Source organism: Pseudomonas sp. BNK-7 (assembly GCF_048072025.1).
Lineage (GTDB): Bacteria > Pseudomonadota > Gammaproteobacteria > Pseudomonadales > Pseudomonadaceae > Aquipseudomonas > Aquipseudomonas danubii.
In genome coordinates this window covers 2,748,810-2,770,853 of sequence record NZ_CP182252.1, presented here as the reverse complement: position 1 = coordinate 2,770,853, position 22,044 = coordinate 2,748,810, and the positions used below count along the sequence as shown (strand labels likewise).

Genomic DNA, 22,044 nt, shown 5'->3' with positions numbered 1-22,044 from the left:
GAAATGCAATAAGGCAAAAAGCCCGTGCTAGAGCGCTTTCGCCAGGGTTTGCGGGGGAATGGGGGGACATTACAGAGCTGTCACCTTCGATCGGATGACCGATTGATGACAGATGCGGATGCACGGCGGCATCCGCATGGGGGCAAAGGTCAGAGGTCGCGCTTGTGCTCGGCAGCCAGGCGTTCGGCCAGTTCGTCCAGACCTTCCAGAGGCGGTTCGGGAAGCACCCGCAACGTGGCCTGGAGCAGGCGCATCTGACGAATGAAACGCCGGCAATTGGGGCAGAACAGCAGATGATGGCGAACCATCAGGCGCTCGCGAAAACTCAGCTGGCCGTCCAGGTAGTCGCTGGAACGTGCCACTTGTTCCTTACAGGTCAGCATTGGCCGGTTTCCTCAAAATGCTCCACGGTGGCGAAGACTTTCAAACGCGCCCGGTGCAACAGCACCCGTACATTGGAGAGCGTGAGCCCCAAAAGATTACAGATTTCTTCCAGTTCCAAACCCTGGCGTTCGCGCAACAGCAGGACGCTGCTTTGCAGTTCCGAGAGGCTGAGCAGGGTGTGCTCCAGACAGTCTCGCAGCTCGGACTCGGTCAGCAGGGCCTCCGGGGTGTCTTCGTGCCAGGCGAAGGGCGCCACCAGCCAGTGGCCATCGCTGGAAGAGAAACGCTCATCGCCCACAGTGCCGTGGGGGGCGGGCAAGTCATCCAGCAGGACTTCCCGGCGATTCTGTTTGTAACGGCCCTTGGCCGCGTTGGACGTGATGGTCAGCAGCCAGGTCTTGAGGCTGGAACGCCCCTGAAACCCTGACAGATTGCGCACCACCGACAACCAGGCGTCCTGTACCACTTCATCGGCATGGCGGTTGCCGACAATGGCGTAAGCCACCGCGCGCATAGCGCTCTGGTAGGTACTGACCAGTTCCTTGTATGCCTTTTGCTCACCCGCCAAAAGGCGCTCTAGCAGTTGCGTGTCATCAGCAGCAGCCATTCGTGCCTCGTTCAATCATGCAGGTTTGAGAGGGTGTGACGCGCCAACCCGGCCCTGCGCCACACCCACATCAGCCTAGATCAACGCTTGCGCAGCAGTACGCTGCCGATGGAGTAGCCGGCGCCGAAGGAACTGAGCACGGCCAGGGAGCCGCTGGCCAGGTCGTCCTGGTACTTGTGGAAGGCAATCACCGAGCCGGCCGAACTGGTGTTGGCGTAAGTGTCGAGAATCACCGGGGCCTCTTCCACCGTGGCTTCACGGCCCAGGAGTTTCTTGACGATCAGGTGGTTCATGCTCAGGTTGGCCTGGTGCAGCCAGAAGCGCTTCACGTCGCCGACATTGAGCTGGTTTTCTTCCAGGTGGGCCGCGATCAGTTCGGCCACCATCGGGCAAACGTCACGGAACACCTTGCGGCCTTCCTGGACGAACAGCTTGTCCCGGGCACCTATGCCCTCTTCCGCCGCGCGGTTGAGGAAACCGAAGTTGTTGCGGATGTTGTTGGAGAACTGGGTCAGCAACTTGGTGCTGACGATCTCGAACTGCTGGGCCGAGGTGGCGAGGTCGGCCCGCTCGATGATCACCGCGGTGGCGGCGTCGCCGAAGATGAAGTGGCTGTCGCGGTCACGGAAGTTCAGGTGTCCGGTGCAGACTTCCGGGTTGACCATAAGGATGGCCCGGGCCTGACCCAGTTGCACGCTGTTGCAGGCAGCCTGGATGCCGAAGGTCGCCGAAGAACAGGCCACGTTCATGTCAAAGCCGAAGCCCTGGATGCCCAGGGCGGCCTGGACTTCGATGGCGATGGCCGGATAGGCACGCTGCAGGTTGGAACAGGCAACGATCACCCCGTCGATGTCGGCGGCGGTCTTGCCGGCCCGTTGCAGGGCCTGTTCGGCGGCGGCGACCGCCATCTGGCAAAGCACCGACCATTCGTCGTTGGAACGTTCCGGCAGGCGCGGGGCCATGCGTTGCGGGTCGAGGATGCCGTCCTTGTCCATGACGAAGCGACTTTTGATCCCCGAGGCCTTTTCAATGAAAGCGGCGTTGGATTCGGTCAGGGCCTGCACCTCGCCCCGCTCGATGGCCGCGGCGTTGTCGCTGTTGAACTGGTGGACGTAGGCATTGAAAGATTCCACCAGCTCTTCGTTGGAAATGCTGTTGGCCGGGGTAAACAGGCCGGTGCCGCTGATGACGACGTTATGCACGGTCGTTCCTCTAGTGTGATGAGGCAGAAGGTCTTGGCACCGCCGTGCCAAACCATAAACGGACTGCCCCGCTGGTGGGAGCCTTCCTGGCATCGCTTTATTCCGATCCGCCCGTTTGCCTGGGGTACAGAACAACAGGGCCGGTATTTATGACGGCGGAGTTTGCCATAAACACCGGCATTTCGCCGCAATTGCAGTGTGCCCGGTGGGCGCCGGCTTGCCGGCGAAGGGGCCTTGGCGCCTTGCGTTGCCCACGCAGACACCTTAGCTGGGGAGCCGGCGCCTGCAGGGGCTCAGGCTTCGACCTGGCTCCACTGCTTGTTCAGGCGCTTGTCGGAAATCGGCACCTTGGTCCCCAGTTGCTGGGCAAACAAGGACACCCGGTATTCCTCCAGCCACCAGCGATACAGCTCCAGTTGCGGGTCGCGCTTGCCTTCCTGGGCATGCTTCTGCGCCCGGGTCTGGTACTGGCTCCACAGGCCCGCCAGTTCGGTGCTCCAGACCCGATCCTTCTGCAGCTGGCTGCCGAGCTTCTCGAAACGCAGTTCCACCGCCTTGAGGTAGCGCGGCAGTTCCTTGAGCCACAGGGCCGGGGTTTCCCGGACAAAGCCCGGGTACACCAGATTCGCCAACTGCGACTTGATGTCGTTGAGGGCCACCGCCTGGGCCAGGTCGATCTTGCCCTTGAAGCGTTTTTGCAGGCCGTGCCAGAGCTTGAGAATCTCCAGGGTCAGGCGCGCCAGACGCTCGGCGTGCTCGGTCCAGGCGCCGCGCTTGCGCTCGGCCAGGGACGCCAGGCCCGCGCCATCGCGAGGCAGCGTGGCTTCGCCGTCGAGGATGCAACTGTCGAGGCTGGCCAGGAGGATGTCCTCCACCAGGGCATCGACCCGGCCCAGTTCACGGTACAGCAGGCCCAGCTCAGTCAGCCCCGGCAGCTTGCCGCGCAGGAACTTGGCCGGTTCGGCCAATTGCTGCAACAGCAGGCGCTGCAGGGCCCGGCGATGCTGGAATTCGGCCTCGGCGGCGGTGGAGAAACGCCCTTCCTTGACCGTCCCCGCCTCTTCCACCAGGGCCGGGTACACCGTCATCGACAGTCCGGCGATCTTCTGCTGGGTCTTTTCCGCGACCGCGGCAAACACACGGGCCTCCACCGGTTGCTGGCTCTTGGCGGTTTGCGGCACCGCCAGGGCGGCCTGACTGGCTTCGGCAAAACGCGCGGTCAGTTCGGCCAGGTCGCGACCTTCACCGAGGAACTTGCCCTGGGCGTCGACGATTTCCAGGTTCATCCGCAGGTGGCTCTCCACCTGCTGCGCGGCCTCGCTCCAGGCCTCGTCGCTGACCCGGGCACCGGTCATGCGCAACAGTTCGCGGCCCAGGGCCTGGGGCAACGAGCCTTCGGCGAAGACCATGCGCTGCAAGGCCGCCTTGACGAAGTCCGGCACTGGCACGAAGTTTTTGCGCAGGGCCTTGGGCAGGTTGCGCACCAGGGCGATGCACTTGGCCTCGATCAGCCCCGGCACCAACCACTCCAGGCGTTCGGCGGGCAGCGCCGGCAGCAGGGGCGCCGGCACCCGCAAGGTCACGCCGTCGCGGGGATGGTTGGGCTCGAAGTGATAACTCAGGGCCAGTTCCAGATCGCCAATATGCAGGGTGTCCGGGTACTGCTTGGCAGTGACCTCGCTGGCCTCGCGGGCCAGCACGTCTTCCTCGCGCATGATCAACAGCTGCGGGTTCTTCTGGCTGTGGACCCGGTACCAACTGTCGAAGGTCGCGGTCTGGTGGATCTCCGCCGGCAGGCGCTCGTCGTAGAAGGCGAACAGGGTTTCCTCGTCCGCCAGGATGTCCCGGCGCCGGGCCTTGGCTTCCAGGGCGTCGAGCTGTTCCAGCAATTGGGTATTGGCAGTCAGGCACTTGGCCTTGGACTGAATCTCACCGCGCACCAGGGCCTCGCGGATAAACAGCTCGCGAGACACCACCGGGTCCACCGGACCGTAATGCACCGGCCGACGGCCGACCACGATCAGCCCGAACAGGGTGATCTGCTCGTAGGCCACCACCTGGCCACGCTTCTTTTCCCAATGGGGTTCGAAGTGGTTCTTCTTCACCAGGTGGCCGGCCAGGGGCTCGATCCAGTCCGGCTCGATCTTGGCCACCATGCGCGCATAGAGCTTGGTGGTCTCCACCAGCTCGGCGGTCATCAGCCATTGCGGGCGTTTCTTGCCCAGGCCCGAGGACGGATGAATCCAGAAACGTCGCTGACGAGCTCCCAGATAATCGCCGTCTTCGGTCTTCTGGCCGATCTGGCTCAGCAGGCCCACCAGTACTGCCTTGTGCAGTTTCGGGTAGTCCGCCGGTTCCTTGTTCAGGCTCAGTTGCAGGTCGCGGCAGATCAGGCTCAGCTGCCGGTGCGAGTCGCGCCACTCCCGCAGGCGCAGGTAATTCAGGAAGTTCTTGCGGCACCAGTTGCGCAGCGGGCTGGCGGTCAGGGCCTGGCGCTGCTCTTCAAAGCCGCGCCACAGATTGACCAGCCCGGCGAAGTCCGAATCCACGTCCTTCCACTGTGCATGGGCCTGGTCGGCGGCCTGCTGGCGCTCCGGCGGACGTTCGCGAGGGTCCTGGATCGACATGGCACTGGCGACGATCAGCACTTCCTGCAGGCTGCCGAGTTTCGCCGCTTCCAGCAGCATGCGGCCCATGCGCGGGTCCACCGGCAGCCGCGCCAGTTGCCGGCCCAGAGGCGTCAACTGACTGTTGCGGTCCACCGCCGAGAGTTCTTGCAGCAGGTTGAAACCGTCGCTGATGGCCTTGCCATCCGGCGGCTCGATAAACGGGAACGCGGTGATTTCCCCCAGGCGCAGATGGAGCATCTGCAGGATCACCGCCGCCAGGTTGGTACGCAGGATTTCCGGATCGGTGAACTCCGGCCGGCCGAGGAAATCCTCCTCGCTGTACAGGCGCACGCAGATCCCCGGCTCGACCCGGCCACAGCGGCCTTTACGCTGGTTGGCGCTGGCCTGGGACACCGCCTCGATGGGCAGGCGCTGGACCTTGGCCCGGTAGCTGTAGCGGCTGATGCGTGCAGTGCCGCTGTCGATCACATAGCGAATGCCCGGCACGGTCAGCGAGGTTTCCGCAACGTTGGTCGCCAGCACCACCCGCCGGCCCGGGTGGGACTGGAAGATCCGCTGCTGTTCCGCCGGCGACAGGCGCGCGTACAGCGGCAGGATCTCGGTGTGCTTGAGCTGAGCCTTGCGCAGCATATCCGCGGCGTCGCGAATTTCCCGCTCCCCCGGCAGGAACACCAGCACGTCTCCGGGGCTGCGCCGCTCGCTGCGCTCGTAGGCGGCGATTTCATCCAGGGTGGCGAGGATCGCCTGGTCCACCGTCAGGTCGTCCTCGACCCGGTTGCCCTCCTCGTCCTGCTCCAGGGTCAGGGGGCGATACCAGGTTTCCACCGGAAAGGTGCGGCCAGAGACTTCGACGATCGGCGCGTTATCGAAGTGCTTGGAGAAGCGCTCCAGGTCGATGGTGGCCGAGGTGATGATGACCTTCAGGTCCGGACGCCGTGGCAACAGGGTCTTGAGGTAACCGAGGAGGAAGTCGATGTTCAGACTGCGCTCGTGGGCCTCGTCGACGATGATCGTGTCGTAGCGCTCCAGGTAACGGTCGTTCTGGGTTTCCGCCAGCAGGATGCCGTCGGTCATCAACTTGATCAGGGTGCTGGAGTCGCTCTGATCCTCGAAACGCACCTGGTAACCCACCAGCGACCCGAGGGGCGTGGCCAGTTCTTCGGCCACTCGGCTGGCGACACTGCGGGCAGCGATCCGCCGGGGCTGGGTATGGCCGATCAGACCGTGCTGGCCGCGACCGATTTCCAGGCAGATCTTCGGCAACTGGGTGGTTTTGCCCGAGCCGGTCTCACCGGCAATGATCAGCACCTGATGCTTGAGCAGCGCCTCCTTGATCTCATCGCGCTTGGCGGCAATCGGCAGGCTGTCGTCATAGCGAATCGGCGGCACGCTGTCGCGCCGCGCCGTCACCAGGTTGCACGACGCCTGCATCCGCTCCAGCCACTGGGCGAGCTTGGCCTCGTCGGGCTTCTTGCGCAGTTCAAGCAACTGCCGGCGCAACCGGTGGCGGTCGGCGAGCATGGCTTGATCGAGGTTTTTCAACAGTTGGTCGATTGCAGGCGATTCGGAAGTCATCAGGTACGCAAAATATCGTCTATGTAGGCAGGGCGCGATTGTCGCAGAAAAGCGCAGGCAATACGTAGGAGCCGGCGTGCCGGCGAAGGCGTCCTCACGAGCACCTTCGCTGGCACGCCGGCTCCTGCACTTTTATTCGTCTTCCAGGCCTTTGCGCCGGTAAGGGAAGACATCGATGATCTTGCCGGCGCGGATGGCGTCCTGCAGGCCCTTCCAGTAGTCGGCGTTGTACAGCTCGCCGTGCAACTGGTCGAACAGCTTGCGCTGGCCGGCATCGGCGAACAGGAACGGCGGGAACTCCTCGGGGAACACGTCGTGGGGGCCGATGGAATACCAGGGCTCGGAAGCCATCTCGTCTTCCGGTGTACGGGGCGCCGGAATGTGACGGAAGTTGGCTTCGGTGAGGTAGCAGATCTCGTCGTAGTCGTAGAACACCACCCGGCCGTGACGGGTCACGCCGAAGTTTTTCAGCAGCATGTCACCAGGGAAGATATTGGCTGCCGCCAGTTGCTTGATCGCCAGGCCGTAGTCCTCCAGGGCCTCGCGGACCTGATCCGGGTTGGCGTGCTCCAGGTAGAGGTTGAGCGGGGTCATGCGGCGCTCGGTCCAGCAGTGGCGGATCAGCACGGTCTGGTCTTCCACGGCCACGGTGGACGGCGCCACTTCCAACAGTTCCTCAAGGCAGGCCGGATCGAACTTGCTCAGGGGGAAGCGGAAATCGGCGAACTCCTGGGTATCAGCCATGCGCCCGACCCGGTCGACGCTTTTCACCAATCGGTACTTCTCGATCACCGTGGCCCGGTCGACGTTCTTCGACGGCGAGAAGCGGTCCTTGATGATCTTGAACACGGTATTGAAGCCCGGCAGGGTGAACACGCTCATGACCATGCCGCGCACACCGGGAGCCATGATGAAACGGTCGTCGGTGCTGGCCAGGTGGTTGATCAGGGCGCGGTAGAACTCCGACTTGCCGTGCTTGTAGAAGCCGATGGAGGTGTACAGCTCGGCGATGTGCTTGCCCGGCAGGATGCGCTTGAGAAAGCCGATGAACTCCGCCGGCACCGGCACATCCACCATGAAATACGAGCGGGTGAAGGAGAAGATGATCGAGACATCGGCTTCGTCGGTGATCAGCGCATCGATCTGGATGCCCCGGCCTTCACGATGCAGCAGCGGGATCACCAGGGGCCACTGTTCTTCGTGGGTGAAGATACGCCCCACCAGGTAAGCGCCCTTGTTGCGGTAGAGCACCGAGGAGAACAGCTCCAGGGTCAACTCAGGGTCCTTGCACACCCAGTCCGGCAGGTTCTCCCGCAGTTGCGCCTCCAGGCGCCGCAGGTCCCCCGGCAGGTCGGCATAGTCCTCGCTGAAGCGGTAGTCGGCGAACACCTGTTCGAGCATCGCCGGCAGGTTGCCCTTGGGGTGGTAGCTGCGGGTCTGCGCGGCCCGGGCCCGGCGCAGGCTGGGCCGGGTGGTGTGGATGAACATGCAGCCGTCGCTGATCAGGTCATGGCTGAACAGCCCGCAGAAGATCGAGTTGTACCAGGTCTCGGACAGCTCATCGTCAAAACGCAGGTCGATCAGGCTGATGTAGGCGCTTTTCACCAGGGGCCACTGGCCGACATCCATCAACGCATCGTCGCTGAAGGACTGGTGCAACCGGGCCACGGTTTCCCCGACCTTTTCCTCATACAGGTTGATCCGCGCCGCCGAGGCCCTCTGCGCTTCCTGCCATTGCGCCTGCTCGAAGCGTTGCCGGGCGCCGTCGGTGATCTGGCGGAAATGCTCGCGGTAGTCGTCGAAGCCATCGAGGATCATTCGAGCGATATCGGCGGCGGGCCATGGCTGCGGCATAAGTAGACCTCTGCGGGAATTTACGATGCCAGAGCTTAGCCAGTGAAACGGCTTGAGGAGAAGCGTATTTTTGTGATCAAGCGTACGCCGGAAAATGACCCGGCAGTCGCCCTGCTCCCCAGGCTTGTGTGGCGGATCATGGGACAAAACAAACCCAGTGCCGGGTTTCTTCGCCCTGTGCACCAATAAGGTTTGCTATGCCCGCCAGCGCTGGGCAAGATCCCCGCCCTCAAACCGAAGGATCCTTGCGTGAGACTTGTCGATCTCCTGCGTCTGTTGTCGCTGGCCGCCATCTGGGGCGCTAGCTTTTTGTTCATGCGCATCATCGCCCCGGTGCTGGGCAGCGTACCCACGGCGTTTTTCCGGGTGTCGATTGCCGCGCTCGGGCTGCTGGTCATGCTGGCGCTGATGCGGGTCGACTGGAGTTTTCGCGGCAAGCTCAAGACCGTGTTGCTGCTCGGTGTGATCAACTCAGGCATACCGGCAACGATGTATTCGGTGGCAGCCCAGGTGCTGCCTGCCGGCTACTCGGCGATCTTCAATGCCACCACGCCCTTGATGGGGGTGTTGATCGGCGGGCTGTTCTTTCATGAGCGGCTGAGCCTGAGCAAGATCGCCGGCGTCTGCCTGGGCCTGTTCGGCGTCGGCATCCTGACCCGTGCCGGCCCTGTGGCCTTCGACCATGAACTGCTGCTGGGCGCCCTGTCCTGCCTGATGGCCACCACCTGCTACGGCTTTGCCGGCTTCCTCGCGCGGCGCTGGCTGGATCAGGCCGGCGGCCTGGACAGTCGCCTCTCGGCGCTGGGCAGCATGCTCGGTGCCACCCTGCTGCTGTTGCCCCTGTTCGCCTACAACGCCATCAGCCAGCCGCCGGCCAGTTGGGGTGGCTGGAGCGTGTGGCTGTCGCTGCTGGGCTTGGGGCTGGGCTGCACGGCGTTTGCCTATGTGCTGTATTTCCGGCTGCTCAGCGCCATCGGTCCGGTGCGATCAATGACCGTGACCTTCATGATTCCGCCGTTCGGCGTGTTGTGGGGGGCCTTGTTGCTGGATGAGCCGCTGTCCATGGCGCATCTGTATGGCGGCGCGCTGATTGGCGCCGCCCTGTGGCTGGTGCTGCGGCCCGGGGCAAAATCGGCGGCCTGAAGCACTGCCTGGTTCTGATCAGCCTGCGACTCGGGAGGCCGCAGCTCCGAGTCGCAACGCTGGCGGTGGCCCTATGGAACGTTCAGGGTAATCAGGTAGGTGCCGGAGGTTACGGCCTTGCCGGCCTGATCAACAAAGGCATAGTGCTGGTTGTAGTAACGGCCCTGGGAACCACTGTCGGCCAGGAGCTTGACCTTGACGGCGGAATGATCCGAAGCGCTGACGCTGGCCACGGCTCCCACACGGGCTACGTCGATTGCGGTGCCGCGGGAGCCTTGAGGACATTGGCGTAGGCTAAGCCCTGTGCTGGCGGCGCTGGTGGTGCAATGGCTCTCAACGATACTGCCGGTAAAGCGGATGACCCCCTGTGCCACGGGAGCAGCGGCGAAACAACTGCTCGACAGTCCCAAAAGCAAACCGAAAGCGGTTGAAGCGAACGTTGCGTTCATACTGACTCTCCTTTGTTTAAGGACTATGTCGTCAGTCTAGGTACCGGCTTTAGCTTTTAAGGTTTGTCTGATGGACTAATTTGGAATACCAACAAAAAAGTCTAAGCATCTGGTTATCAAAAGAACCTTGAGGGTTCGCTTCAGTCGCTCATTACGTGCACATACAAGGTTTGAAATCAGACCTTTATTGACCGGCAAAGAACTACACGACGATAGTGGCATCTAGCCACTATTCGTGCTTATAGTCGATCATTAATTGAATCAATGATGCGCAAAAGCGACCGAGCATTGCGCTCGGCCGCAGGTCTGGACAACCACCGCGAAGATCGTCGCCCGTAACTATCAGGCGCTCTTACGGAACACGAAGACCAGGCCGACAATGATCAGGCCCATGCCCATCAGGCTCAGCCAGGCCAGACGATTGCCGAAAAAGATAAAGTCCATCAATGCGGTCACCGCCGGCACCAGATAGAACAGGCTGGTGACATTCACCAGGTTGCCCTGAGCGATCAAGCGGTACAGCAGCAGTGTGGCCAGTACCGACACCACCAACCCCATCCACAGCAGCGCAATCACGAAGCTGGCGCTGTACTCGAAGTGAAACGGCTGGAACGGCACGAACAGCGCACACAGCAACAGGCCCGCCAGGTACTGCACCGGCAGGGTGCCCAAGGGGTTGTCGGTGATGCGCTTCTGCATGATCGAACCGGCCGTCATGCTGACCAGGGCCAACAGGCCACAGAGCATGCCGGAGACGGATATCCCTGCCAGACCGATGCCCTGGTAGACCACCATGATCAGCCCGGTGAGCCCCAGGCTGAGGCCGAACAGGCGGCTCCAGGAACGCTGGCGCTCCATCAGCACCACGGTGAGGATCGGTTGCACCCCCATGATGGTGGCCATCACGCCGGGGGTGACCTTCAGGTCCAGGGCCAGGATGTAGAAGATCTGGTAGGCCCCCAGCAGCACCAGGCCGGTGGCCATGGCAAAGCCCACGGCCCGGCGCCCCTGGGGCAACTTGAGCTTGAGCAGGGGCAGCAGCAGCACCAGGCCCATCAGCGCGATGATGAAACGCAGCAGCAGGAAGGCAAAGGGCGAAGCCTGGGTCAGGCCCCATTTGGAGAAGATCGCGCCACTGCTCCAGAGCAGGACGAACAGGCTCGTGGAAGCCGCCGCAAGTGCGGACTTTTTGGAAATGAGCAACATGAAAACCACCTGTAATCAGGCAAGAAGCCAATTCAGCCAAGGCTGAAGTTCAGTAGTGTTTGGTTCAGGCGGGCACAGGGAACAGCAGCGATTGCTGATCAGCCCGAAAAGCCAACGCCCGGCGGTGATACGACTGCGTACACCGGCGTGCTACTGACAGGTGGGGGGTACTGACCGATCTGCACAGGCTGCTGATTCCCGCACGGCACGACGCCAGCGTTGACCGCTGAAACCACTACCGCGTTGAGAGGGGAAAAGGCCATGAGCTGATCTTTCTTGAAGGGAAAAAACCATGAGTCGGTTGACTCATCGGGCGCCGAATGTAACCGGCGCCCGATATTCATTGCAAGACTTATCCGAACAACCACTTCCACAAGACCACCAGCACCACCACCGCCAGAACCGGGCGCAGGATGCGGTAGAGCTTGGGATTGCGGCGCTTCCACTGCTTGACCACACCGCTGAAGCTGTCGCTGAAACGCTTGCTCCAGGCATAGGCCTGGTTGATCCCGCCAACGCGCTCGTCATCAAGGTTCTGCGGCGCGGTCGCACGCCCCAACTGGGCGCTGACCCAGCGGTTGATGCGCGTCATCAGCGGGCTGCTCAGCGGACGCTCGATGTCGCAGAACAGGATCACCCGGGTGGTTTCGGTTTCGTTCTTCACCCAGTGCACATAGGTCTCGTCGAACATCACGTCTTCACCGTCGCGCCAGGCGTACTCCTGGCCATCGACGAAGATCCGGCAAGCGTCGGAGTTGGGAGTCGACAACCCCAGGTGATAACGCAGCGAGCCGGCAAAGGGATCGCGGTGCGGGTTCAGGTGGCTGCCACCGGGCAGCAGGGCGAACATCGCCCCCTTGACGTTGGGAATGGCGCTCACCAGCTCGACGGTCTTGGGGCACAGCGCGGCCGCCGACGGCAGGGGCTTGTCGTACCACTTGAGGTAGAAACGCTTCCAGCCCTTCTTGAAGAAGGAACCGAAGCCGGCATCGTTGTTCTTCTCCGCCGCGCGGATATACCCCTCGTCGAACAGATGCATGGCCTCTTCGCGGATCACTTCCCAGTTGTCCCGCAGCACGTCCAGCTCGGGGAACTTGCTACGGTCCAGGTAAGGTTTGGAGGGCACTCCGGAAAACAGATACATCAGCGCGTTGTAGGGGGCAAACAACGCCGAATGGTTGACGAACTGGCGCAGTACCGGCAGACGCGCTTTGCCGCGCAGATGCACGTAAAGGATGCTGCCGACGAACAGCGACAACACCGCGAACTTGGCGGCAAAGGAAAAGCTCATGCAACGACTCCTTGGAAATAGGCACCTGTGGGGGGAGTGTTCACCCAACCTGGCAGCCGGCAATGATAAACACTCCTGGACCCTGGAAAAACCCGCACGACTCAACATTCAGTGTTAACGGGCGTGCAACAAAGGCGCTTAAGTAGCATAAGCGGCCAGGCTCTTGCCTGATGTAGGTCAGCATTCACCGGCGAGCCGGCGCCTGTCGGCGAATGCCCGGGGTGCGTTACTGCTGGTTTTCCTGCTCGGTGAACAGATCGCTGAACAGCATGCTCGACAGATAGCGCTCGCCGGAGTCCGGCAGGATCACCACGATGGTCTTGCCCTGCATTTCCGGGGTCTGGGCCAGGCGCACCGCCACCGCCATTGCCGCGCCGCAGGAAATCCCGCAGAGAATCCCCTCTTCCTGCATCAACCGCAGGGCCATGGCCTTGGATTCCTCGTCGGTCACCAGCTCGACCCGGTCGACCATTTCCAGATCCAGGTTCTTGGGCACGAAACCGGCGCCGATGCCCTGGATCTTGTGGGGGCTGGGCTTGATCTCTTCACCGGCCAGTTTCTGACTGATGACCGGCGACGTGGCAGGTTCCACCGCCACCGAGAGGATCGGCTTGCCCTGGGTCTTCTTGATATAGCGCGACACGCCGCTGATGGTGCCACCCGTGCCGACCCCAGCCACCAGCACGTCCACGGCGCCGTCGGTGTCGTTCCAGATTTCCGGACCGGTGGTTTTCTCGTGGATCGCCGGGTTGGCCGGGTTATCGAACTGCTGCGGCATGAAGTACTTGGACGGATCGCTGGCGAGAATTTCCGCCGCCTTTTCAATCGCGCCCTTCATGCCCTTGGCCGGCTCGGTCAGCACCAGCTCCGCCCCAAGGGCCTTGAGCACCTTGCGCCGCTCGATGCTCATGGACGCGGGCATGGTCAGCATCAGCTTGTAACCACGGGCAGCGGCGACGAACGCCAGGCCAATCCCGGTGTTGCCCGAAGTGGGCTCGACGATGGTCATGCCCGGCTTGAGCTTGCCGCGACTTTCCGCGTCCCAGATCATGTTGGCGCCGATCCGGCATTTCACCGAATAGCCCGGGTTACGCCCTTCGATCTTGGCCAGGATGGTCACGCCGCGAGGGGCGATACGGTTGATCTGCACCAAGGGCGTATTGCCAATGGAATGGGCATTGTCAGCAAAAATTCGGCTCATGGCTGGGTCCTTATGCAGCAGTGAAGAAGTCCTCAAGGGTATGCCTGGTGCCTTTGAGCGTCCAGTCGCGCCGAACGACTGCGACCCCAGGCAGTCAATGCCTCTATACGGCTGGAGACTGCTGATCATGAAACGTCGTTACCGTTGGCCCCTATGGACCCTGGCCGGCCTGCTGGTCCTGCTGCTGGCCCTGCACTTCACCCTGCCCTATCTGGTGCGCGACTACTTGAATGACAAACTGGCGGACATGGGCGACTACCGTGGCCAGATCAGCGATATCGACCTGGCCCTGTGGCGCGGCGCCTACCGCATCAACGGGCTGGAGATCGTCAAGGTCAGCGGCAAGGTGCCGGTGCCCTTCGTCAAGGCGCCGCAGATCGACCTGGCAGTGAGCTGGCATTCACTGTGGTACGACCACGCCGTGGTGGCCAAGGTGCAGTTCGTCCAGCCGGAGCTGAACTTCGTCGATGGCGGCGCCGACAAGCAAGCGTCGCAGACCGGTGAAGGCACCGACTGGCGGGCGCAACTGGGCAAGCTGTTGCCCATCACCCTCGACGAGCTGCGGATCAGCGACGGCAAGATCCACTTTCGCAACTTCAGCTCCACGCCCCCGGTGAACATCGGCGCCACCCAGGTCAATGCCAGCGTCTACAACCTGACCAACGTGGTGGATACCCAGGGCAAACGCGATGCACGCTTCGACGGCAAGGCCTTGCTGCAAGGCCAGGCCCCCATGGAAAGCACCGCCACCTTCGACCCCCTGAGCAATTTCGAGGACTTCGAATTCCGTCTGCGGGCCCGGGATATTGAACTCAAGCGTTTCAACGACTTCGCCTCGGCCTACGGCAAGTTCGACTTCAATGCCGGACACGGCGACGTGGTGATCGAAGCCCAGGCCGAGAAGGGCCAACTGCATGGCTATATCAAGCCGCTGCTGCGGGACGTGGAAGTCTTCAACTGGCAGCAGGACGTGGAGAACCGCAACAAAGGAATATTCCGCTCGGTATGGGAAGCCTTGGTGGGGGCCGGGGAAAACCTGCTGAAGAACCAGCACAAGAACCAGTTCGCCACCCGGGTCGAACTCAGCGGCAGTGTGCACCAGCAAGATATCAGCGCATTCCAGGCGTTTTTGCAGATTTTGCGCAATGGATTCATCCAGGCTTTCAATGCCCGTTACGAACAACCCAAGCCCTCGACTGACTGAGTCACCCCGTGACGCTCCATTCAGAGACTGAATGGGGCGTCCACGTTCACAGTCGACCGGGCACCGCGTTATAGTCGCGCCATCACTCTCCATTCAATCGATCTGCCCCGGGCAGCTCGCCGTCACCGTTCGAGGAATTGCAGATGAAGTTCGAAGGCACCAGCGCATACGTCGCCACCGATGACCTGAAGCTGGCAGTCAACGCCGCCATCACCCTGGAGCGTCCGCTGCTGGTCAAGGGCGAACCCGGCACCGGCAAGACCATGCTCGCCGAGCAACTGGCCGAATCCTTCGGCGCCAAGCTGATCACCTGGCACATCAAGTCCACCACCAAGGCCCACCAGGGTCTGTATGAGTACGACGCGGTCAGCCGCCTGCGCGACTCCCAGCTGGGTGTGGACAAGGTCCACGACATCCGCAACTACCTGAAGAAGGGCAAGCTCTGGGAAGCCTTCGAATCCGAGGAGCGGGTGATCCTCTTGATCGACGAGATCGACAAGGCCGACATCGAGTTCCCCAACGACCTGCTGCAAGAGCTCGACAAGATGGAGTTCTACGTCTACGAAATCGACGAGACCATCAAGGCCAAGCAGCGGCCGATCATCATCATTACCTCCAACAACGAGAAAGAGCTGCCGGACGCATTCCTGCGTCGCTGCTTCTTCCACTACATCGCCTTCCCCGACCGCACCACCCTGCAAAAGATCGTCGACGTGCACTACCCGGACATCAAGAAAGACCTGGTCAGCGAAGCCCTGGACGTATTCTTCGATGTGCGCAAGGTGCCGGGCCTGAAGAAGAAGCCCTCGACCTCGGAGCTGGTGGACTGGCTCAAGCTGTTGATGGCCGACAACATCGGCGAAGCGGTGCTGCGCGAACGCGATCCGACCAAGGCCATCCCGCCCCTGGCCGGCGCCCTGGTGAAGAACGAGCAGGACGTGCAGTTGCTGGAACGCCTGGCCTTCATGAGCCGTCGCGGTAGTCGTTAGGCTCTGCCCAGAAGCTGCCTGCGCGTCGATCATGCTGCGTTAGAAATCGGTTCGGAATGCTCATTTAGCTCGCTAAACTCCGCCTCCTCACCTGTTTCTGCCTTGCCTGATCGCCGCTTGGCGAGCTTCTGAACAGACCCCTAGATCATTAGAGAGCGATAGTCATGCTGCTCAACCTGTTCAATGAAATGCGCGCGGCCAAGGTACCGGTGTCGGTACGCGAGCTGCTGGACCTGATCAACGCGCTCAAGCAGCGCGTGACCTTCGCCGACATGGACGAGTTCTACTACCTCGCCCGGGCGATCCTGGTGAAGGACGAACGGCATTTCGACAAGTTCGACCGAGCCTTCGGCGCCTACTTCAACGGCCTGGAAAAGCTCGATGACCACCTGCAGGCGCTGATCCCCGAGGATTGGCTGCGCAAGGAATTCGAGCGTTCCCTGAGCGATGAGGAACGGGCGCAGATCCAGTCCCTGGGCGGCCTGGACAAACTCATCGAAGAGTTCAAGAAGCGCCTGGAAGAACAGAAGGAACGCCACGCCGGCGGCAACAAGTGGATCGGCACCGGCGGCACCAGCCCCTTCGGCTCCGGCGGTTTCAACCCGGAAGGCATCCGCGTCGGCGACGCCGGCAAGCGCCAGGGCAAGGCGGTGAAAGTCTGGGACCAGCGCGAATACAAGAACCTCGACGACTCGGTAGAACTGGGCACCCGCAACATCAAGGTGGCCCTGCGCCGGCTGCGCAAGTTCGCGCGCCAGGGGGCGGCGGAGGAGCTGGACATCGACGGCACCATCGACCACACCGCCCGTGATGCCGGACTGCTGAACATCCAGATGCGCCCGGAGCGACGCAACAGCATCAAGCTGCTGTTGCTGTTCGATATCGGCGGCTCCATGGATGCCCACGTGAAGATCTGCGAGGAACTGTTCTCGGCCTGCAAGACCGAGTTCAAGCACCTGGAGTACTACTACTTCCACAACTTCATCTATGAATCGGTGTGGAAGAACAACCTGCGCCGCGGCTCGGAACGCACCTCGACCCAGGACCTGCTGCACAAGTACGGCGCCGACTACAAAGTGATCTTCGTCGGTGACGCCGCCATGGCGCCCTATGAAATCACCCAGGCCGGCGGCAGCGTCGAGCACTGGAACGAGGAAGCCGGCTATGTGTGGATGCAGCGCTTCATGGAAAAGTACAAGAAGCTCATCTGGATCAATCCCTACCCGAAAGACACCTGGGGCTACACCGCTTCGACCAACATCGTTCGCGAGTTGATCGAAGACCAGATGTACCCGCTGACCTTGCGTGGCCTGGAAGAAGGCATGCGTTTCCTGTCCAAGTAAGCGCGGCCTTGCGGGCCTTTTCGCAGCCTCGCCATGGCTCGACAGCGGCTACAGAGCCCCCTGTAGCCGCTGCCGCAGGCTGCGAACGGTGGCGAAGCGGCCGCCTTCAGCCATTACCCAAACCTGCGCAAGAATGCCACCTGCTGCCGATGCGCCGTTTCCTGCACCACCGGCGTCAATCGCACCTCGCTGCCCGGCAAACACTGCGCCAACCGCGCCAGTGACAAGGGGGTCAACGCCCCCAATCGCGGATAGCCGCCAATGGTCTGCCGATCATTGAGCAGGATGATCGGCTGGCCGTCCGGCGGCACCTGGATCGCCCCCAGGGGAATGCCCTCGGAAATCATCGGCCGGCCCTGATACTGCAAGGTCGGCCCCAGCAAGCGCGCGCCCATGCGATCGGCACGGCTGTCCAGGGTCCAGGTGCTGTTGAAGGCGTCGAACAGGCTCAAACCGCCGAACTGGCCGATCTGCGCGCCCAGAATCACCTCCAGGGGTGCTGCGCATTGCCAATCCGGCAACTGCGCGGCCGACAGGCTCCTGAGCGCACCGCCAGTCCCCGAGTAACTCAAGGCCCCGCCCTCGCTCAGGGCCCGGCCATAACCATCCGGACCGCCCAAGGCTTCGCGCAACACACTGGCGCAACTGCCCAGCACCTTGGGCGCGTCAAATCCGCCAGGGGCTGCCAGGTAGGCCCGGGCGCCGAAGAAAGGTTGAGTAAAACGCAGGCGCTGGCCCTTTTGCAGGATGAAACTGCGTCCCGGGCTCAAAGGCCGCTCATCGACATATGCCCCCAGATCGGCCCCGGCCAGGGCCAGCAGGCAATAGTCCTCGGCCAACAGGGTGAAACCGCCCAGAGTGATTTCCAGCACCGGCGCATCCAGGGCATTGCCCAGTAGCCAGTTGGCCCAGGACATCGACACCCAATCCAGCGCCCCACCCTGGGTCACGCCCAAATGGCGCACACCAAAACGCCCGGCATCCTGCAGCATGCACAGCGGGGTGCTGGCCTCGATCATCAAGCGGCTCATGCCGGCACCTCCAGCGGCGTGTCATCGCCCCCCAGGCGCAGGAACTCGGCCCGCTCCACGGCAGCAAAGCGCACGCGGTCCCCCGGCTGCATCAGGCTGTAGCCTTCGCGCTCGCGATCGAACAGGCGGCTCGGGGTCCGGCCGATCAGGTTCCAGCCCCCCGGCGATACCACCGGGTAAGCGGCGGTCTGGCGTTCGGCGATCCCCACACTGCCTGCCGCCACCCGCTTGCGCGGGGTGTTCAGCCGCGGCGCCGCCAGCGCCTCTTCCACCAATCCCATGAAGGCAAATCCGGGCGCGAAACCCAGGGCGAACACTTGATATTCACGCTGGCTGTGACGCTCGATCACCTCAGGCACCGACAGCCCGCTGCGCCGGGACAACAGCGCCAGTTCCGGCCCGACACTGAGGTCGTACCACACCGGCAGCACATGCTCGCGCCCGGCCTGAGTGGTACTGGGCGCCAGATCGGTCAAGGCGACCGCGATCCGCTGCCGAGCCTCGGACGGACTCAGGGCCAGCAGGTCGTAATGCACCATCAACGTGGTATAGGACGGCACCAGGTCGATCAGAGACTCGCCAAAAGCCCGCCGCAGCCCTTGGGCGGCGGCCAGCATCCAGGGCATGTTGTCCTCGGCGATCACCTCGAACAACCGCACCATCAGGCAGTCGATGGCGACGACTTCAACCTGTGGCTTCATAGGCCGGACTGCTGGTTCAAGGCCGCGCGAATGCGCTGCACGGCCGCCACCGAACTGGCGTTGTCGCCATGCACGCACAAAGTGTTGGCGTGCAACTGCAAGGCGCTGCCGTCGCTGGCGGTCAAAGGCTCGCCACGGGCAATGGTCAGGGCCTGTTCGATGATGGTCGCCGAATCGTGGTGCACTGCCCCTGGCAGCTGTCGCGAAACAAGGTGCCCGGCATTGTCGTAGGCGCGGTCGGCGAAGGCCTCGAACCACAGGGTCACGCCATATTCGTCGCCCAGCGCCTGGGCCGCGCTGTTATCCCGCGTGGCCATGAGCATCAACGGCAGTTGCGGGTCGTAGGCCGCCACCGCCTGGATCACCGCCCGCAACTGGGTCGGCTTGGCCATCATGTCGTTGTACATCGCGCCGTGGGGTTTGACGTACTCGACCCGCCCGCCCTGGGCCCGGCAGATGCCATCCAGTGCACCGATCTGGTAATGCAGCAGATCCTGGATTTCCTCGGGCGAGTAGCTCATGGAGCGGCGGCCGAAACCGGCCAGATCCTGATAGGCCGGGTGCGCACCGATGCGCACGCCGTTGGCCAGGGCCAGGGCCACGGTCTTGCGCATGATGCCCGGGTCGCCGGCATGGAAGCCGCAGGCAATGTTGGCGCAGTCGATAAAGGGCATCACCTCGGCATCCAGGCCCAGGGTCCAGTTGCCAAAGCTCTCGCCGATGTCGCAATTCAATAACAGGCGGCTCATGGTCAGTGCTCCTGTGGTTCTTGTTGTGGGTCAGTTGCAGGGCTGTCGCGCAATGTCCGCGCAGATTATCAGTTAGCGCGCCTCAAGTTCCTTGCCGCGGGTTTCCGGCAGGCTCAGGGCCGCGAGCACCACCACGCCGTAGGACACCGCGGCAAAGCTGCCGATGGCCACGCTCAGGGGTACATGCTGGCTCAGCAGGCCGATCAGCAGCGGGAACAGCGCCGCCAGCGCCCGGCCGCTGTTGTAGCAGAACCCCTGGCCGGAACCACGGATACGGGTGGGGAACAGCTCAGTGAGGAACGCCCCCATGCCGCTGAAAATGCCTGAAGCGAAGAAGCCCAGGGGAAAGCCCAGCCAGAGCATCACGGCATTGCTCACCGGCATTTGCGTATAGAGCAGGACAATGGTGAAAGAGCCGGCGGCGAACAGCACGAAGTTCTTCTTGCGGCCGAGAATATCCGTCAGGTAGGCGCTGATCACATAGCCCACGTAGGAGCCGGCGATCACCATGGCCAGGTAGCCGCCGGTACTGAGCACGCTCAAGCCGCGCTCGGTCTTCAGATAGGTCGGCAGCCAGAAGGTGATGGCGTAGTAACCACCCTGTGCCCCTGCCGCCAGCAAGGAGGCGCGCAGGGTGGTGCTGAGAATCCCCGGGGCGAAGATCTCGTAGAACCGCGCCGGGTTGCTTGGCGCTTCACGCGCCTTGGTTGCCCGGTAGACCTCGGGGTCCTTGACCAGGCGACGAACGAAGATCACGAAAATCGCCGGCAGGATGCCCAGCAGAAACAGCCCGCGCCAGGCGTCCTCCGGCGGCAGCAAGGAGAACAGCAGCGCATACAGCAGCGCCGTCAGCCCCCAGCCCAGGGCCCAGCCGGACTGCACCATGCCCACCGCCTTGCCGCGATTCTTGGCGCGGATCACCTCACCGATCAGCACCGCCCCGGCGGTCCACTCGCCGCCGAATCCAAACCCCATCAAGGTGCGGGCGATCAGCAACTGTTCGTAGTTCTGCGCAAGACCGCAGAGAAAGGTGAAGACGGCAAACCACAGCACCGTGAGTTGCAGGGTGCGTACCCGGCCGATGCGGTCGGAAAGAATCCCGGCGATCCAGCCTCCCAGGGCGGAGGCCAGCAAGGTACTGGTATGGATCAGGCCGGCTTCGGCGGAAGTGATGCCCCACAGCGCGATCAAGGTCGGGATCACGAAGCTGAGCATCTGGGTGTCCATGCCATCCAGGCCGTAACCTATCTTGCAGCTCCAGAATGTCCGGCGTTCCTGCTGGTTGATGTCCCGGTACCAGTCAAACGGGCCGGCGCGGCGCGGAGCCTTGGCGGCCAATGTTTCGGGCGCACTCATGGCGATCTCCAGGGTAGTGTTGTTGGTATTGTTCTGGGCCCCGACGACGCATATCGTGGGTTGGGCCATTCTTCGGTTCAGGCACAACCTGCGTCCAACTAATAAAAACCGCCCCAAGGCATAAGAAAAGTTGATCCCATGAATCTCAAGTTTCTCGAAACCTTCGTCTGGGTGGCGCGGCTCAAGAGCTTCAGCCTGACCGCGGAAAAACTCTTCACCACCCAGGCGGCCATCTCCAGCCGTATCGCGGTGCTGGAAGGCGAACTGGGGGTGAAGCTGTTCCTGCGGGACTCGCGGGGCGTCAGCCTGACCCCGCAAGGGCTCAAGGTGCTGGAGCACGCCGAGCAGATGCTCGACACCCTGCAGGTGCTGAAACAGTCCATCGAGGCGCCGTCGAGCAAGGTCGGGCGGATTCGCATCGGGGTCATGGATACGGTGATCCACACCTGGCTCAGCCCCCTGGTGGCGGAAATGATGGATCACTACCCGCAAGTGGAAATCGAACTGGTGGCCGACACCTCGCTGAATCTCTGCGACCAGCTGCAAAAAGGCTTTCTCGACCTGGTGCTGCAGACCGACTTGCTGCGCCAGGAAAGCATCCGCAGCCGGGAGCTGGCCAGCCACCCGGTGGGCTGGATTGCCGCCAGCAACTCGATCTACAACCGCGACTACGCCAATCTCGCCGAGCTGGCCCGGGAGCGGATCATCACCTATTCGAAGAACTCCCTGCCCCACCAGCAGGTACTGAGCCTGATGCAGGCCAACGGGGTGCCGGCGCCACGGCTCAATTGCGTCAACTCGGTGTCGGCCATCACCCGCCTGCTCAGGGACGGCTTCGGGATTGGCGCCCTGCCGCCGGTGCTGGTCCGCGAAGAGCTGGCCCGTGGCGAACTGACCCTGCTGGCCATCGACCAGCGCCCGCCCAACCTGCAGGTGGTGGTGTCGTGGCGCGTGGGCGTGGAACTGGTGGAGGATATCGTGGAGCTGTGCCAGCGCGTGGTGCAGCGCTATGGGCAGAAGGTCGGCGAGGATCAGCTGGTACTGATCGCCCCCCAGTAAACATCGCCATCCCCCCCCTCGTAGGAGCTGGCTTGCCAGCGAGAAGGCGATCTGTAGCCAGACGCAGGCT

The 22,044-nt window shown here is 62.6% G+C and carries 18 protein-coding genes; 5 read left to right on the top strand and 13 right to left on the bottom strand.

What is annotated here, in order from left to right; all coding sequences use genetic code 11:
* Positions 1-149: 149 nt before the first annotated feature.
* The 5 genes from ACMGF8_RS12940 to aceK form a co-directional block, all read right to left on the bottom strand.
* A complete protein-coding gene (locus tag ACMGF8_RS12940) occupies positions 150-383 on the bottom strand; it encodes an anti-sigma factor family protein (RefSeq protein WP_102861663.1) in 234 nt (77 codons plus the stop codon).
* The gene (locus tag ACMGF8_RS12935) at positions 377-991 is read right to left on the bottom strand and encodes an RNA polymerase sigma factor (protein ID WP_102861662.1); all 615 of its coding nucleotides are present in this window, start codon (positions 989-991) and stop codon (positions 377-379) included. The genes ACMGF8_RS12940 and ACMGF8_RS12935 overlap by 7 nt, the downstream gene beginning before the upstream one ends.
* Positions 992-1,071: 80 nt before the next feature.
* Positions 1,072-2,193 (bottom strand): beta-ketoacyl-ACP synthase III, encoded by a 1,122-nt coding sequence (locus ACMGF8_RS12930; protein WP_102861661.1) that lies wholly within the window; start codon positions 2,191-2,193, stop codon positions 1,072-1,074.
* Between the two features lie 293 nt (positions 2,194-2,486).
* Positions 2,487-6,398 carry an ATP-dependent RNA helicase HrpA gene (gene hrpA, locus ACMGF8_RS12925; RefSeq protein WP_115581816.1) on the bottom strand — a complete coding sequence of 1,304 codons (3,912 nt, stop codon included), beginning with the start codon at positions 6,396-6,398 and terminating at the stop codon, positions 2,487-2,489.
* A gap of 132 nt (positions 6,399-6,530) precedes the next feature.
* Positions 6,531-8,252 (bottom strand): bifunctional isocitrate dehydrogenase kinase/phosphatase, encoded by a 1,722-nt coding sequence (aceK, locus tag ACMGF8_RS12920; RefSeq protein ID WP_207167239.1) that lies wholly within the window; start codon positions 8,250-8,252, stop codon positions 6,531-6,533.
* Between the two features lie 249 nt (positions 8,253-8,501).
* On the opposite strand from aceK, the gene ACMGF8_RS12915 reads away from it, so the two are divergent.
* Positions 8,502-9,395 carry a DMT family transporter gene (locus tag ACMGF8_RS12915; RefSeq protein ID WP_102861658.1) on the top strand — a complete coding sequence of 298 codons (894 nt, stop codon included), beginning with the start codon at positions 8,502-8,504 and terminating at the stop codon, positions 9,393-9,395.
* A 71-nt stretch (positions 9,396-9,466) separates the two neighbouring features.
* On the opposite strand, the gene ACMGF8_RS12910 is transcribed toward ACMGF8_RS12915, so the two are convergent.
* The 4 genes from ACMGF8_RS12910 to cysK all read right to left on the bottom strand — a co-directional run bounded on the left by ACMGF8_RS12910 (position 9,467) and on the right by cysK (position 13,542).
* A complete protein-coding gene (locus tag ACMGF8_RS12910; protein ID WP_102861657.1) occupies positions 9,467-9,844 on the bottom strand; it encodes a hypothetical protein in 378 nt (125 codons plus the stop codon).
* 342 nt (positions 9,845-10,186) lie between these two features.
* Positions 10,187-11,050, bottom strand: coding sequence for a DMT family transporter (locus ACMGF8_RS12905; RefSeq protein ID WP_102861656.1), 864 nt, complete (start codon positions 11,048-11,050; stop codon positions 10,187-10,189).
* Between the two features lie 352 nt (positions 11,051-11,402).
* Entirely contained in the window at positions 11,403-12,341 is a 939-nt protein-coding gene (locus ACMGF8_RS12900) for an aspartyl/asparaginyl beta-hydroxylase domain-containing protein (protein WP_102861655.1), read from the bottom strand.
* 226 nt (positions 12,342-12,567) lie between these two features.
* Positions 12,568-13,542 (bottom strand): cysteine synthase A, encoded by a 975-nt coding sequence (gene cysK / locus ACMGF8_RS12895; RefSeq protein WP_102861654.1) that lies wholly within the window; start codon positions 13,540-13,542, stop codon positions 12,568-12,570.
* 127 nt (positions 13,543-13,669) lie between these two features.
* Here cysK and ACMGF8_RS12890 point away from each other — a divergent pair, with 127 nt between their 5' ends.
* The 3 genes from ACMGF8_RS12890 (at position 13,670) to ACMGF8_RS12880 (ending at position 17,078) form a co-directional block, all read left to right on the top strand.
* Positions 13,670-14,746: a DUF748 domain-containing protein gene (locus tag ACMGF8_RS12890; protein WP_102861653.1), complete on the top strand. Its 1,077-nt coding sequence runs from the start codon at positions 13,670-13,672 to the stop codon at positions 14,744-14,746.
* A gap of 143 nt (positions 14,747-14,889) precedes the next feature.
* The gene (locus ACMGF8_RS12885) at positions 14,890-15,735 is read left to right on the top strand and encodes an AAA family ATPase (RefSeq protein ID WP_011059855.1); all 846 of its coding nucleotides are present in this window, start codon (positions 14,890-14,892) and stop codon (positions 15,733-15,735) included.
* Between the two features lie 164 nt (positions 15,736-15,899).
* Positions 15,900-17,078 (top strand): vWA domain-containing protein, encoded by a 1,179-nt coding sequence (locus ACMGF8_RS12880; protein WP_102861652.1) that lies wholly within the window; start codon positions 15,900-15,902, stop codon positions 17,076-17,078.
* Between the two features lie 113 nt (positions 17,079-17,191).
* Here ACMGF8_RS12880 and ACMGF8_RS12875 read toward each other — a convergent pair whose 3' ends face one another.
* The 4 genes from ACMGF8_RS12875 to ACMGF8_RS12860 all read right to left on the bottom strand — a co-directional run bounded on the left by ACMGF8_RS12875 (position 17,192) and on the right by ACMGF8_RS12860 (position 20,915).
* Complete coding sequence (locus ACMGF8_RS12875) at positions 17,192-18,109, bottom strand: biotin-dependent carboxyltransferase family protein (RefSeq protein ID WP_207167237.1); 918 nt, start codon at positions 18,107-18,109, stop codon at positions 17,192-17,194.
* Positions 18,106-18,810 (bottom strand): 5-oxoprolinase subunit PxpB, encoded by a 705-nt coding sequence (pxpB, locus tag ACMGF8_RS12870; protein ID WP_115581810.1) that lies wholly within the window; start codon positions 18,808-18,810, stop codon positions 18,106-18,108. The genes ACMGF8_RS12875 and pxpB overlap by 4 nt, the downstream gene beginning before the upstream one ends.
* Positions 18,807-19,559, bottom strand: a complete 753-nt coding sequence (locus ACMGF8_RS12865; protein ID WP_416759838.1) for a 5-oxoprolinase subunit PxpA — start codon at positions 19,557-19,559, stop codon at positions 18,807-18,809. Before ACMGF8_RS12865 ends, pxpB begins: the two co-directional genes overlap by 4 nt.
* 72 nt (positions 19,560-19,631) lie before the next feature.
* The gene (locus ACMGF8_RS12860) at positions 19,632-20,915 is read right to left on the bottom strand and encodes an MFS transporter (protein ID WP_102861648.1); all 1,284 of its coding nucleotides are present in this window, start codon (positions 20,913-20,915) and stop codon (positions 19,632-19,634) included.
* A 138-nt stretch (positions 20,916-21,053) separates the two neighbouring features.
* Between ACMGF8_RS12860 and ACMGF8_RS12855 the strand changes: the two genes are divergently transcribed.
* A complete protein-coding gene (locus ACMGF8_RS12855) occupies positions 21,054-21,974 on the top strand; it encodes a LysR family transcriptional regulator (protein WP_102861647.1) in 921 nt (306 codons plus the stop codon).
* Positions 21,975-22,044: the final 70 nt, after the last annotated feature.

Coding starts and splice junctions, on each gene's coding strand:
- ACMGF8_RS12940 (WP_102861663.1), bottom strand. CDS start 383: ATGCTGACCTGTAAGGAACAAGTGGCACGTTCCAGCGACTACCTGGAC.
- ACMGF8_RS12935 (WP_102861662.1), bottom strand. CDS start 991: ATGGCTGCTGCTGATGACACGCAACTGCTAGAGCGCCTTTTGGCGGGT.
- hrpA (WP_115581816.1), bottom strand. CDS start 6,398: ATGACTTCCGAATCGCCTGCAATCGACCAACTGTTGAAAAACCTCGAT.
- aceK (WP_207167239.1), bottom strand. CDS start 8,252: ATGCCGCAGCCATGGCCCGCCGCCGATATCGCTCGAATGATCCTCGAT.
- ACMGF8_RS12910 (WP_102861657.1), bottom strand. CDS start 9,844: ATGAACGCAACGTTCGCTTCAACCGCTTTCGGTTTGCTTTTGGGACTG.
- ACMGF8_RS12905 (WP_102861656.1), bottom strand. CDS start 11,050: ATGTTGCTCATTTCCAAAAAGTCCGCACTTGCGGCGGCTTCCACGAGC.
- ACMGF8_RS12900 (WP_102861655.1), bottom strand. CDS start 12,341: ATGAGCTTTTCCTTTGCCGCCAAGTTCGCGGTGTTGTCGCTGTTCGTC.
- cysK (WP_102861654.1), bottom strand. CDS start 13,542: ATGAGCCGAATTTTTGCTGACAATGCCCATTCCATTGGCAATACGCCC.
- ACMGF8_RS12890 (WP_102861653.1), top strand. CDS start 13,670: ATGAAACGTCGTTACCGTTGGCCCCTATGGACCCTGGCCGGCCTGCTG.
- ACMGF8_RS12885 (WP_011059855.1), top strand. CDS start 14,890: ATGAAGTTCGAAGGCACCAGCGCATACGTCGCCACCGATGACCTGAAG.
- ACMGF8_RS12880 (WP_102861652.1), top strand. CDS start 15,900: ATGCTGCTCAACCTGTTCAATGAAATGCGCGCGGCCAAGGTACCGGTG.
- ACMGF8_RS12875 (WP_207167237.1), bottom strand. CDS start 18,109: ATGAGCCGCTTGATGATCGAGGCCAGCACCCCGCTGTGCATGCTGCAG.
- pxpB (WP_115581810.1), bottom strand. CDS start 18,810: ATGAAGCCACAGGTTGAAGTCGTCGCCATCGACTGCCTGATGGTGCGG.
- ACMGF8_RS12865 (WP_416759838.1), bottom strand. CDS start 19,559: ATGAGCCGCCTGTTATTGAATTGCGACATCGGCGAGAGCTTTGGCAAC.
- ACMGF8_RS12860 (WP_102861648.1), bottom strand. CDS start 20,915: ATGAGTGCGCCCGAAACATTGGCCGCCAAGGCTCCGCGCCGCGCCGGC.
- ACMGF8_RS12855 (WP_102861647.1), top strand. CDS start 21,054: ATGAATCTCAAGTTTCTCGAAACCTTCGTCTGGGTGGCGCGGCTCAAG.